Raw genomic sequence first — 12,010 nt, 5'->3', positions numbered from 1 at the left:
CGACGCACCCGAGAACCGTGCCGCACCCGAGAACCGTGACGCACGCAAGAACCGTGACGCACGCGAGAACGGCGGGAACGTGACCACACCAGTCCTGGAGATCCGCGGCCTGTCCGTGTCGTACCGCACCCGGGGCGGCGCGGTGCCGGCCGTACGCGGCGTGGACCTGGACGTATGGCCCGGGCAGGTGACCGCCGTGGTCGGCGAGTCCGGCTCCGGCAAGAGCACCACCGCACACGCCGTCACCCGGCTGCTGGCGGCGAACGGCACCATCGACGCGGGCACGGTCCGCTTCGGCCGGCACGACCTGGCCGCCCTCTCCGAGGCGGAGCTGCGCACCGTGCGCGGTGCGCAGATCGGGCTGGTCCCGCAGGATCCGACGGTCTCGCTCAACCCGGTGAAGCGGATCGGCGAGCAGGTCGCCGAGGTGCTGCGCATCCACGGTCTGGCGACCCGGCGGACCGCGGGCGCCGAGGCGGTCGCGGTCCTCGACCGGGCCGGGCTGCCCGACGCGGCCGTCCGGGCCCGGCAGTACCCGCACGAGCTGTCCGGCGGCATGCGGCAACGCGCCCTGATCGCCGTCGCGATCGCGGCGGGGCCCCGGCTGATCATCGCCGACGAGCCGACCAGCGCGCTGGACGTCACCGTGCAGCGGGTCATCCTCGACCATCTCCAGCACCTCACCGAGGAGTCGGACACCGCGATCCTGCTGATCACCCACGACCTGGGGGTGGCCGCCGACCGGGCCCAGCGCCTGGTCGTCATGGACCAGGGCAAGGTCGTCGAGGCGGGCGAGACCCGGGCCCTGCTCGCCGACCCGCAGCACGAGTACACCCGGCGGCTGCTGGCCGCCGCCCCGAGCCTGGCGACGGCCCGCCCCCGTACCCCGGTCTCCGCGCCCGCCCCGGCCGACACCGCGGCTCCCCTGGTGGAGGCGCGCAACCTGGTCAAGGAGTTCCGGCTGCCGCGGGCCGCCGGCGGGGCCCGGACCCTGCGCGCGGTCGACGACGTCAGCCTCACCCTGCGCCGCGGCCAGACCCTCGCCCTGGTCGGGGAGTCCGGCTCGGGCAAGTCCACCACCGCCCGGCTGGTACTGCGCCTGACCGAGGCGACCTCCGGCCAGGTGCTGTTCGACGGCACCGACGTCACCGGCGCAAGGGGCGCCGAGGTCAGGGAGCTGCGCCGGCGCGCCCAGCTCGTCTACCAGAACCCGTACGCCTCGCTCGACCCGCGCTTCTCCGTCGGCGAGGTGGTCACCGAGCCGCTGCGGGCGTTCAGGGTCGGTGACCGCACCGCCCGGCTGGACCGCGCCCGCGAGCTGCTCGACCGGGTGGCCCTGCCCGCCGCGACCCTGGAGCGCCGCCCGGCGGAACTCTCCGGCGGACAGCGCCAGCGGGTGGCCATCGCGCGTGCCCTCGCCCTCTCCCCCGACCTGGTGGTGTGCGACGAACCCGTCTCCGCGCTCGACGTGTCCGTGCAGGCCCAGGTCCTCGACCTGCTGGCCGAGCTGCAGGCGGACACCGGCGTGGCCTACCTGTTCATCTCCCACGACCTGGCCGTCGTACGGCAGATCGCGCACCAGGTCGCCGTCATGCGGGCCGGCCGGGTCGTCGAGACGGGGCCGCCCGGGGACCTGTTCTCCGCACCCCGTCACGAGTACACCCGCGAACTGCTGGCGGCGATCCCGGGCGGGCGTGTCCCCGCCCCCGCCGCCGAGACCACCACGAGCTGAGGACCGTCGCCCATGAGCACTCCGGCCATCACCTCACTGGCCTTCCTGACGCCCGGCAACTTCGCGGACGACGACCCCTACGCCGGCCTGGAGGAGACCCTCCGGCTGTTCGAGTACGGCGAGCGGCTCGGCTACGACGGCGCCTGGATCAGGCAGCGCCACCTCGAACACGGCGTCGGCTCGGCGGCCGTGTTCCTCGCCGCGGCGGGCCAGCGCACCGAGCGGATCGAGCTCGGTACGGCGGTCATACCCATCGGCTACGAGAGCCCGTTCCGGCTCGCCGAGGACCTGGCGCTGGCCGACGTGCTGTCCCGGGGCCGGCTCCAGGTCGGTTTCAGCACCGGCATGCCGCACGCCGACCTGCTCGGCGACCTGGTGCACGACGGTGACTGGCGCCGCTTCGACCTGTCGTACGGCAGGATCGCCCGGGTCGTGCAGAACCTGCGCGGCGACTACCTCGGCGGTCCGGACACGGTCATCCACTCGCCGGGCAACGTCCAGCGCCCCCGTCTGCAACCGCACGACCCCGGCCTCGCCCGCCGCATCTGGTACGGCGGCGGCAGCCTGCGCTCGGTCCGGTGGGCCGGCGGGCAGGGCCTCGGGCTGCTGTCCGGGAACATCGTCACCGGGGAGGACACCGACGACTTCACCACCGCCCAGCTCAACCTGCTGTCGGAGTACCGGCGCGCGCTGCCGGACGGCCGTACGCCGCGGGTGGCCGTGGGCCGGGTGATCGTGCCCCTCGACAGCGCCGACGCGGCGACCCGCGCCCGCTACCGTGCCTATGCGGCGAGCCGCCGTGAGCGCACCCTCGCGCCCCAGGGCCCGAAGCGCATCCTGTTCGCCCCGGACGTCGTCGGGACCGCCGAGCAGATCCTGGAGGAGCTCACGGCCGATCCGGTGCTCGCCGAAGTGTCCGAACTGCGCCTGGAGTTGCCGTACGAGTTCCGGCGGGAGGAGTACGAACAGATCCTGCACGACGTACGGCACCTCGTCGCGCCCGAGCTGGGCCGGCGCCCGGACGGTGCCGGAGTCGGTGCCGGGGCCGGAGCGGGGCGGGCGCCGGGTGTCACTACCCGTCGGCCGGAAGGGCGTACAGGCCGGGCAGGTTGACCACGACGGCCTCCTGGGTGCTGCGGGCGATGACGACCACGGCCTCCTCGGCGGGGTCCGGGTTCTCCTCGCGGTGCGGCACGAACGGGGGGACGAAGATGTAGTCGCCCGGCGAGGTGCGCAGCCGTACCTCCTCGGGCCGCTCGCCCGTGTCGTCCAGGAAGACGAACTCGGGGTGCCCGCTCACCACGTAGATCGCGGTCTCGGACTCGCCGTGGTGGTGGTCGGAGCTGGCGGTCGCGGGGGCGACGTGGGTCTGGCCCATCCAGAGCTTCTCGGAGCCGACGGTCCGTCCGCTGACGGCGGCGAACCGCCGCATGCCGCCGGACTGCGCGGTGTCGCCGTCCAGGGCGTCGGCGCGGACGTGGTGCAGCCGGGTGCGCAGGGGCGTCGCCGGGCGGTCCCGGGCGTCGTGGAGATGGGGGTGGAAGCCTTCACCGGGGGTCGTCAGCGACTCGCTCATAACGGGACGCTAGGACCGCGCCAGAAAGGATGTCAAGAGGTGTCCTTTACGGTTCACCTGCGGCAATGTTGCCGCAATGAACGAACCGGGCGCGAAGAGAACCTCCGCCGGACACCGGGGGTCCGGCATGATGGGGTCATGTACATCTCCGCGAAGGCGGACTACGCCGCCCGCGCTCTGCTGGAGCTCGCCCGACAGCCGGACCGCCCGTTGACCTGTGAGGCGGTCGCGTCCTCGCAGGACATCCCGTTCCGGTTTCTCAAGTCCGTGGTCGGCGAGTTGCGGCGGGCCGGTCTGGTGCGCAGCCAGCGCGGCTGCGAGGGCGGGTACTGGCTGGGCCGGCCCGCCGCCGAGATCAGCCTGCTGGACGTCGCGCGGGCCGTGGACGGCGAGGTGATCACCCTGCGCGGCGAGCCGCTGGCCGGGCTCGACTACCCGGGGCCCGCCGTCGGTCTGCCGGACGTGTGGCGGCGGATCGAGGAGCAGGCCACCGCCGTGCTGGCCGGGATCACCATCGCCGGACTGCTGCTCTCGGAACCGGCCGGACGGCCGGCCGCCCAGGGCGCCGCGTGACGGGCGGCCGGGCCGTGCCGCCGGTCGAAGTCGTCGAGTACACCGACCCGTTGTGTCCCTGGGCGTGGGGTTCGGAGCCCGTCTTCCGCGGGCTGCGCACGGCGCTGGCCGGCCGGGTCCGCTGGCGCCGGGTGTACTGCATCCTCTTCGACCACGACGACGACCCGGCCCCCGATCCGGCGGCCGAGACCGCGTGGTACGCCCGCTACGTCGAAGGCATCGCGGGGCACACCCGGGCCCCCCGGGCGCTGCGGCTGAGCCGGGTCGCCGCCAGTTCCTGGCCCTCCTCGCTGGTCGCGAAGGCGGCCGAACGCCAGGGTCCCGAGGTGGCCGACCGGGTGCTGCGCCGACTGCGGGAGACCGTCTTCGTGCTCGGCGAGCCGGCCGACACCCTCGGGGCGGCGCTGGACGCGGCCGCCGGCGTACCCGGGCTCGACGCACGCCGGCTGGCGGCCGAGGCCGCCTCCGCGGCCGTACTCGGCGAGGTGCGCGCGGACCATGCGGAGGCGCGGCGGCCGGTGCCCGAAGTGCTGTCCGAAGTGCTGTCCGGAGTCCTGTCGGAGGTGCCGTCCGCGCCGGGCGGTTCGCCGCATCCCGGAACCGCCAAGGAGACGCCCGGCGGCGGGCACCGGTACGCGCTGCCGACACTCGTCGTGCACGGGCCCGGGGGCCGTCGGGTGGTGCCCGGTTGGCGGCCGTACGAGGTGTACGCCGACGCCGTCGGCGCCTTCTGCCCGGGGCTGCCGACGGCTCCTCGGACGCTGTCCGGGGCGGCGGCTCTGGCCCGGTACCGCAGCCTGACCGAGCCGGAGCGCGCGCTGCTGACGCGGGGCGCGTGGCCGCCGGCGGACGCCGTCCGGGTGGAGACCGCAGGCGGGCCGCTGTGGCTGGACCCGGAGGAGGCAGCCACCCACCCCGCCACCCGGCCGATGCCCTGACCGGCGGTGGAGCTCCGTCCCGCTGAATGAGACACCAATTGGTGTCCATTGACAGTCACCCCCTGCGGCCCCCACGATGTTGGACATGCACACGACCCACCCCGGTGTGGTGTGCCGCTACGTGGATCTGCGGCGCACCTGCAGCGCCCTCTGTCGCTGACCGCCTGCCGCCCTCGCCCCGCAGGCGCCTGACCGCAGACCGGTACCGGCCCTTCCCGGCTCCGCCGGACCCGACCGCTCTGCGTACCCCCCTGCCGGCGCCGCGACGTTCTCTGCGCCCCCGGCCCGCCGCCGCTGTACCCACCGGGTCCCGACAGACCTGCAAGTCCCTGTCGTGACGGATCCGTTGCGGCGCGGCGCCGGACCGCCGCCCGACGCCCTTTTCCTCTCCCCCGGTCGCCCTCGCGGTGCGGACCGGGGCACGCAACAGAGAGACAGCCATGTCCACACGCCGCACCCCGTCACGTCCCAGACCGGCCGCCCATCGCACTCCCCGACCCGTCGGCCGGCTGCGCGCCACCGCGCTGGGCACCGTCCTCGCCGCCGTGCTCTTCCCCTCCCTCAGCGCCTGCGGAGGCGGAGCGGACGCCGCCTCGGGCGGCAGCGCCACCCTGAAGTGGGCCTCCTCCTACTTCCCCGCGCACTGGGACCCGGTGGTCTCCGGCAGTGGCGCCCAGTTCCGTGAACTCTCCCTGGTCTACGCCTCGTTGACCCGTACCGACGCGAAGGGCAACGCCGTCCCCGACCTCGCCAGGAGCTGGGACTACAACAGCAGGGGCGACGAGATCACCTTCCATCTGCGGTCCGGGCTGAAGTTCAGCGACGGCACGCCGGTCGACGCGACCGCCGTGAAGGACGCCATCGAGCGCGCCCAGAAGCAGAAGAACTCCGCCCTGTTCGGCGACCTGACCTCCATCAGGTCGGTGGACGCCGAGGGGCTGGACGCGGTCGTCCACCTCACCCAGGTCGACTACCAGATCCCGCAGTTGCTCGGCGAGCGCGTGCTGCAGATCGCCAGCCCGAAGGCCGCCGCGCACCCGACCGAGCTGGACCAGAACCCGGTCGGCGCGGGCCCGTTCACCGTGACCCAGCTGGTGCCCGGCACGAAGGTGGTCCTGAAGAAGAACCCGGACTACTGGGACGCGAAGAACATCCACATCGACCATGTCGAGCTGACCTCCGCCCCCGACGCGTCGACGGTGGTCTCCGGGCTCCAGACCGGCGTCTACAACTTCGCGGACATCGCGCCCAGTCAGGCGGACGCCGCGAAGAAGGCCGGCCTCGACGTCTTCGTGCAGCCGGGGTTCAACGCCTCCAACATCAGCCTGAACATCAACAAGGCGCCGTTCGACAACGACAAGGTCGTCGACGCGGTCCGCTACGCCGTCAACCGCCAGGAGTTCGTGGACAAGCTGACCTTCGGCTACGGCGAGGCCACCGACCAGCCCTTCCCCAAGGGGTACGTCGCCTACGACCCGCAGTCGGCGGACGCCTACCCCTACGACCCGGCGAAGGCGAAGAAGCTGCTGGCCGAGGCGGGTTACAAGTCCGGGGACCTCAAGCTGAACCTGGTCATCCCGGCGGAGGACCCGCAGGCCGAGATCGTGCAGTCGCAGCTCGCGAAGGTCGGCATCACCGTCACCATCAAGATCGACAAGAACTGGGCCACCCCGTTCTTCGCCAAGGACCTGACGTTCTCCCTGTACGGCACCACCGGCCGGGACTCCGCGCTGCAGACGCTGACCGCGCACTTCGGCCCGAACGGCCCGCTGAACCTCAGCACACCGTACGAACCGGCCGGGTTCGAGGCCGCCGTCGCCAAGGTGCGCCAGACCCCGCTGGACGCGGCCGACTACGCCCAGGTGCTCCAGGCGGCCACCAGGGCCGGGCTGAAGAGCAAGGCGCTCGTCTTCACCTACTCCTCGCCGAACCTCTTCGCCAAGAGCAAGTCGATCTCCGGCCTGCCGAAGAACCCGGCCCACGTGGACTGGACCGGAGTGACCGTCTCCGGCGTCTCCAGCTCGAACTGACCGCCGTCCGCCGCAGAGAGACACCCAGACAGAGAGAGGGGGCAACACCATGACGACGACCGACGCGCCGGCCGTGCCGGCCACGGCCGCCGTACCGGCACCGCGTCACCGGGGTGCCGCGGTCAGGATCCGGCGCGCGTCCGCCCGGGTCCTGGCCACCCTCGCCCGGTCCGTCGCGATCTTCGTGCCCGTCTTCCTGGTCGCGACCTTCGTGACCTTCGCGCTGCGGTCGCTGAGCGGGCTCAGCCCGGCGCGCATCCAGCTGGGCGAGGACGCGACTCCCGAGGCGATCGCCCGGATCGAGGCGCAGTGGGGACTGAACCGGCCCTTCCTGGTGCAGTACGGCGACTGGCTCACCGGCGTCCTGCACGGACAGCTCGGCACCAGCTGGGTCAACGGCGCCGACATCTCCACCCTCATCGGCCTCGGGCTCGGCGTCAGCCTGTCCGTGGCCGTCCTCGCCCTTGTCATCGGCGTGGTCGTGGGCTTCGTCCTGGGCACGGTCGCCGCGCTGCGCCGCACCACCTGGGTCGACCGCGTGATCACCGGACTCGTCACCGTGATCTCGGTGATGCCCGCGTTCGTGGTGGGCATCGTGCTGGTCGCGGTCTTCGCGGTCGGGCTGCACCTGTTCCCGTCGGCCGGGTACATCCCGGCCGCCCAGGGGATCGGCCCATGGCTCGCCCACATCACCCTGCCGGCCGTCGCGCTGAGCTTCGACGTGGTCGCCGACGTCGCCCGCCAGCTGCGCACCAGCCTGGTCGCCGCGTACGGCGAGAACTACGTGACCGGGGCGGTCGTACGAGGGCTGAGTCCCCGTCGGATCTTCTTCGGGCACGTGCTGCGCAACGGCCTCGGACCGGCGCTGGCCACCCTGGGCCTGAAGTTCCCCGCGCTGGTGGGCGCGTCCGTGGTCACGGAGTGGATCTTCGGTCTGCAGGGCTTCGGCCGGTTCGCCAACGACTCGGCGCAGGCCGGTGACGTGCCCGCCGTGCAGGGCGTCCTCGTGGTGTCGATCGTGCTGGTCGTCACCTTCAACCTGATCGTCAACCTGGTGCTGGCCCGGGTCACCCCGGCCGCCCGGCGGGGGGTGTGACCATGGTCCGCCGCGTGCTGTCCCTGGCGTCCGGCAGGATCGCCGTCGCCGTCCTGGTCCTGGTCGCCCTGCTGGCCCTGCTGGGGCCCCTGCTCGCTCCGCAGAACCCGCTCGGCACCGGCGACGACACGCTCGCCGCCGTCTCCGGGTCGCACTGGCTGGGCACCGACTACCTCGGCCGGGACGTGCTGAGCAGGCTGCTGGCCGGATCCCGGATCAGCGTGCTCGGCTCCCTCGAAGTCGCCGTCACCGCGCTGGTCGTGGGGGTCGTCCCCGGCATCCTGTCCGTGCAGCTCGGCCGGGTCTTCGAGTGGATCACCCTGCGGCTGGCGGACACCCTGGTGGCGCTGCCGTTCCTGCTGTTCGCCGTCGCCGTGGTCGCGCTGCTCGGCAACGGCATCACCCAGGCGATGCTCGTCACCGGGGTGCTGGTGTCGCCGCTGTTCTACCGGGTGGCCCGGGCGGCGACCCTCTCGGTGACCCGCTCCCAGTACGTGGAGGCGGCGGTGATCTCCGGCGCGTCCACCGGCTGGATCGTGCGCCGACACGTGTGGGCGAAGGTGCTGCCGCCGATCGCGGTCGCGCTGGCCCAGACGGTCGGCGTCGGCTTCGTCATCGTCTCCAGCCTGACGTTCCTCGGCATCGGCGTGCAGCCGCCCGCGCCCACCTGGGGCGGGCTGCTCGCCTCCGACCTCGGCTATCTGAGCCAGCGGCCCTGGGCACCGCTCACCCCCGCCCTGCTCATCACGGTCACCGTGTGGGCCTGCAACCTGCTCGCCGACGCCATCCGGGACGTGTCCGGAGAGGCCGGGCGCGCCCTCGTCAACGACCGCAGGGCGCGGGCCAACCGGGCCGGCAGGGCCGAACCCGTCGTCTCCGGAGGTGTGCGATGACAACCCTGTCCGGCAACCTCGTCCCGGCCCGGGCCCGGGACGCCGAACCGCCGGCCGCCCCCGTGCTCTCGCTGCGCGGGGTGCGGATCACCGACCACGCGGGCGACCGGGAGATCGTGCACGGCGTGAGCTTCGACCTCGCGCCCGGCCGGACGGTCGGCATCGTCGGCGAGTCCGGCAGCGGCAAGACCCTCACCTGCCGGGCCGCGCTCGGCATCCTGCCCCCGCACTTCGAGGTCACCGCGGGCACCGTCGAGATCGCCGGTACCGACATCGCGACCCTGACCGCACGCCGGTGGACCGAGTTGCGGGGCGCCACCGTCAGTGCGGTGTTCCAGGACCCCGCGTCCTATCTCAACCCGTCCATCCGGGTCGGCGCGCAGATCGCCGAGGTGGTGCGGGTCAAGCTCGGCCTGAAGCGCCGCGAGGCCCGGCAGCGGGCGCTGGAACTGCTCCGGGCGGTCCGGCTGCACGACCCCGAGCTGGTCCACGACCAGTACCCCCACGAACTCTCCGGCGGCATGCTCCAGCGGGTCCTGATCGCCACCGCGGTCGCGGCCGACCCGCTGGTCCTCATCGCCGACGAGGCCACCACAGCGCTCGACGTCACCGTCCAGGCGGAGATCCTCGACCTCCTCGCGGACCTGCGCGAACGCACCGGGCTCGCCCTGGTGCTGGTCTCCCACGACCTCGCGCTGGTCGCCCAGTGGTGCGACGAGGTGCTGGTCATGCGCCGGGGCGAGGTGGTCGAACAGGGTCCCACCCGCGCGGTCCTGCACCAGCCGCGGCACGAGTACACCCGGTTGCTCATCGCCGAGCACGAACAGTACGGCCTGGAGAAGTTCCTCGCCGCGGAGGAGGAGACGTGAGCGGCACCGCAGCCGCCGGACCCGCGAGCCCGGTCCTGGCCGACCCCGTGCGCCCGGTCCTGGCCGTCACCGCACTGGACGTCGACTACGGACCGCGCCGCCGGCGCCGCCGCGCCCTGCACGGCGTGTCGCTGGCCGTCGCCCCCGGCGAGACCGTCGGCCTCATCGGGGAGACGGGATCCGGCAAGTCCACCCTCGCCCGCGCCGTTCTCGGCCTGGTGCGTCCGGCGGGCGGCTCGATCGCCGTCGCGGGCGAGGAGGTCACCGGGTACGGCCGCCGGCAGTGGCGCGAGCTGCGTCGCCGCGGGGTCGTGCAGTACGTCTTCCAGGACCCGCTGCGCAGCCTCGACCCCGACCTCACCGTCGCGGACTCCCTCACCGAGCCGCTGCTCGTCCGCGGCGTCCCGCGCCCGGAGGCCGTCGGGCGGGCCCGTGCCCTGCTGGACCGGGTGCGGCTCGCGGCGGAACTCCTGGACCGGCTCCCCGGAGAGCTGTCCGGCGGCCAGCGGCAGCGCGTCGCGGTGGCCCGGGCGCTGATCACCGAACCGCGGCTGGTCATCCTCGACGAGCCGGTCAGTGCCCTGGACTCCGCCAACCGGGTCCAGGTCCTGGAGATCCTCAAGGAACTGCGGGACACCGGCGTGGCCCAGATCTTCATCTCCCACGACCTCGGCTCCGTGGCCGGCGTCGCGGACCGCATCGCGGTGCTGTACCGGGGCGAGCTGGTGGAGACCGGTACCGCCCGTGACGTCATCGCCCGCCCCCGGCACCCCTACACCCGGCTGCTCGTCGGCTCGGCGCCCACGCTCCGGGGCGCGGCCGGCGCCGGCCGCGCCGAACGCGAGGCGCTGCGGGCGCTGTTGCACGCCTGACGAAAACCCTCCGCTTCCCCCAGCACCACCGAAAGGACCCGCCATGTCCCGCAAGCTCCACCTCGCGCTGCACCCCTACGGCGTCGGCGGCCCCGGCCAGCACGGCCTCTGGAAGGATCCCCGGATCGCCAAGAACGCCAGCATCGACATCAACTACTACATCCGGCTGGCCCAGGCGGCCGAACACGCCCTGTTCGACGCGCTGTTCATCGTCGACAGCCAGTTCATCAACGCCACCTACCCCGCCCACTACCTCAACCGGCTGGAGCCTCTGACCCTGTTGTCGGCGGTGGCCACCCACACCCGGCACATCGGCCTCGTCGGCACCGCCAGCTCGACCTACAACTCACCCTTCAACCTCGCCCGCAGATTCGCCTCGCTCGACCACATCAGCAACGGCCGCGCCGGCTGGAACGTCGTCACCAGCTTCGACACCGGCACCTCCAAGAACTACGGCCTGGACGAGCACCTCGACTACGCCACCCGATACGGCCGGGCCCTGGAGTTCGTCCAAGTCGCCCGCGGCCTGTGGGACTCCTACGAGGACGACGCCTTCCCGGCCGACCCCGCCCGCGACCTCTTCCTCGACCCGGACAAACTCCACGAACTCAACCACACGGGCGAACACTTCAAGGTCGCAGGCCCCCTCAACCTGTCCCGCTCACCCCAGGGCCAGCCGGTGATCTTCCAGGCCGGCGTGTCCGAGGAGGGCCGCGACCTGGCCGCACAGGTCGCCGAGGGCATCTACGCCCCGGGCGGTTCGCTGGAGCAGGCCCAGGAGTACTACGCCGACATCAAGCGCCGTACCGCCGCCTACGGACGCGACCCCGAACACATCAAGATCTTCATCCACGGCGGCCCGGTCGTCGCGGCCACCGACGAGGCGGCGCTGCGCCGGGAGCGGGAGATCTTCGAGGAGGACAACGACCTGGTGCGCAACCTGGCGCTGCTCGGCCGGTCGTTCGGTGCCTACGACTTCGGCGCGCATGATCTGGACGCGCCCTTCCCGGACATCGCCCACCTCGCCGAGAAGGGCGGCCGCACCAGCGCGGCGCGGATCGTCGAGCGGGCCCGGACCGAGAAGCTGACGCTCCGCCAGGTCGCCGCGTCGGCCAACGAGTTCCGCCGCTCGCCGTTCGTCGGAGCGCCGGAGACCGTCGCGGACGCGGTCGAGCGGTGGTTCGCCGCGGGCACCTTCGACGGCATCAACCTCGCCTTCCGCACCGAGGACGACCTCGCACTCTTCGTCGACGGCGTGGTCCCGCTGCTGCAGAAGCGCGGCCTGTTCCGCACCGAGTACACGGCCGACACCCTGCGCGGCAACCTCGGACTGCCGGTCCCCGCCAACCGCCACACCCGCGAGCGGGCGCTCGCCCGCGACTGACCGCACCCACCGACCACAGACCGCCAACGACCCACGGCCGCCGGCCG

11 protein-coding genes are annotated in these 12,010 nt (G+C 73.0%); 10 read left to right on the top strand and 1 reads right to left on the bottom strand.

The window, feature by feature from the left end:
- Positions 1 to 79: 79 nt before the first annotated feature.
- Together ACFZB3_RS07245 and ACFZB3_RS07240 are read left to right on the top strand one after the other, a co-directional pair.
- Complete coding sequence (locus ACFZB3_RS07245; RefSeq protein ID WP_391371035.1) at positions 80 to 1,732, top strand: dipeptide ABC transporter ATP-binding protein; 1,653 nt, start codon at positions 80 to 82, stop codon at positions 1,730 to 1,732.
- A 12-nt stretch (positions 1,733 to 1,744) separates the two neighbouring features.
- Entirely contained in the window at positions 1,745 to 2,845 is a 1,101-nt protein-coding gene (locus tag ACFZB3_RS07240) for an LLM class flavin-dependent oxidoreductase (protein WP_391371032.1), read from the top strand.
- On the opposite strand, the gene ACFZB3_RS07235 is transcribed toward ACFZB3_RS07240, so the two are convergent.
- The gene (locus ACFZB3_RS07235; RefSeq protein WP_391371030.1) at positions 2,805 to 3,308 is read right to left on the bottom strand and encodes a cupin domain-containing protein; all 504 of its coding nucleotides are present in this window, start codon (positions 3,306 to 3,308) and stop codon (positions 2,805 to 2,807) included. The two genes, ACFZB3_RS07240 and ACFZB3_RS07235, sit on opposite strands and share 41 nt — an antisense overlap.
- Before the next feature lie 138 nt (positions 3,309 to 3,446).
- Here ACFZB3_RS07235 and ACFZB3_RS07230 point away from each other — a divergent pair, with 138 nt between their 5' ends.
- From ACFZB3_RS07230 to ACFZB3_RS07195, 8 genes are all read left to right on the top strand, one after another.
- The gene (locus tag ACFZB3_RS07230; RefSeq protein WP_391371027.1) at positions 3,447 to 3,881 is read left to right on the top strand and encodes an Rrf2 family transcriptional regulator; all 435 of its coding nucleotides are present in this window, start codon (positions 3,447 to 3,449) and stop codon (positions 3,879 to 3,881) included.
- Positions 3,878 to 4,819: a DsbA family protein gene (locus tag ACFZB3_RS07225; protein ID WP_391371024.1), complete on the top strand. Its 942-nt coding sequence runs from the start codon at positions 3,878 to 3,880 to the stop codon at positions 4,817 to 4,819. The genes ACFZB3_RS07230 and ACFZB3_RS07225 overlap by 4 nt, the downstream gene beginning before the upstream one ends.
- Before the next feature lie 440 nt (positions 4,820 to 5,259).
- A complete protein-coding gene (locus ACFZB3_RS07220) occupies positions 5,260 to 6,849 on the top strand; it encodes an ABC transporter substrate-binding protein (protein WP_391371018.1) in 1,590 nt (529 codons plus the stop codon).
- Positions 6,850 to 6,898: 49 nt separating this feature from the next.
- On the top strand, positions 6,899 to 7,945 hold the full coding sequence (locus ACFZB3_RS07215) for an ABC transporter permease subunit (protein ID WP_391371015.1): 1,047 nt from the start codon (positions 6,899 to 6,901) through the stop codon (positions 7,943 to 7,945).
- Positions 7,946 to 7,947: 2 nt separating this feature from the next.
- On the top strand, positions 7,948 to 8,838 hold the full coding sequence (locus tag ACFZB3_RS07210) for an ABC transporter permease subunit (RefSeq protein ID WP_391371013.1): 891 nt from the start codon (positions 7,948 to 7,950) through the stop codon (positions 8,836 to 8,838).
- The gene (locus tag ACFZB3_RS07205) at positions 8,835 to 9,707 is read left to right on the top strand and encodes an ATP-binding cassette domain-containing protein (RefSeq protein WP_391371010.1); all 873 of its coding nucleotides are present in this window, start codon (positions 8,835 to 8,837) and stop codon (positions 9,705 to 9,707) included. The genes ACFZB3_RS07210 and ACFZB3_RS07205 overlap by 4 nt, the downstream gene beginning before the upstream one ends.
- Positions 9,704 to 10,579, top strand: coding sequence for an ATP-binding cassette domain-containing protein (locus tag ACFZB3_RS07200; protein WP_391371008.1), 876 nt, complete (start codon positions 9,704 to 9,706; stop codon positions 10,577 to 10,579). Before ACFZB3_RS07205 ends, ACFZB3_RS07200 begins: the two co-directional genes overlap by 4 nt.
- Positions 10,580 to 10,622: 43 nt before the next feature.
- Positions 10,623 to 11,963, top strand: a complete 1,341-nt coding sequence (locus ACFZB3_RS07195) for an NtaA/DmoA family FMN-dependent monooxygenase (protein WP_391371005.1) — start codon at positions 10,623 to 10,625, stop codon at positions 11,961 to 11,963.
- Positions 11,964 to 12,010: the final 47 nt, after the last annotated feature.

Source organism: Streptomyces sp. NPDC008092 (genome assembly GCF_042957285.1).
Taxonomy (GTDB): Bacteria; Actinomycetota; Actinomycetes; order Streptomycetales; family Streptomycetaceae; genus Streptomyces.
This window is presented reverse-complemented; position numbering and strand designations above follow the sequence as displayed.

Excerpts from the sequence above, each read along its gene's own strand:
- ACFZB3_RS07240 (WP_391371032.1), top strand. The coding sequence starts at position 1,745 with ATGAGCACTCCGGCCATCACCTCACTGGCCTTCCTGACGCCCGGCAAC.
- ACFZB3_RS07210 (WP_391371013.1), top strand. The coding sequence starts at position 7,948 with ATGGTCCGCCGCGTGCTGTCCCTGGCGTCCGGCAGGATCGCCGTCGCC.
- ACFZB3_RS07205 (WP_391371010.1), top strand. The coding sequence starts at position 8,835 with ATGACAACCCTGTCCGGCAACCTCGTCCCGGCCCGGGCCCGGGACGCC.
- ACFZB3_RS07230 (WP_391371027.1), top strand. The coding sequence starts at position 3,447 with ATGTACATCTCCGCGAAGGCGGACTACGCCGCCCGCGCTCTGCTGGAG.
- ACFZB3_RS07220 (WP_391371018.1), top strand. The coding sequence starts at position 5,260 with ATGTCCACACGCCGCACCCCGTCACGTCCCAGACCGGCCGCCCATCGC.
- ACFZB3_RS07195 (WP_391371005.1), top strand. The coding sequence starts at position 10,623 with ATGTCCCGCAAGCTCCACCTCGCGCTGCACCCCTACGGCGTCGGCGGC.
- ACFZB3_RS07215 (WP_391371015.1), top strand. The coding sequence starts at position 6,899 with ATGACGACGACCGACGCGCCGGCCGTGCCGGCCACGGCCGCCGTACCG.
- ACFZB3_RS07235 (WP_391371030.1), bottom strand. The coding sequence starts at position 3,308 with ATGAGCGAGTCGCTGACGACCCCCGGTGAAGGCTTCCACCCCCATCTC.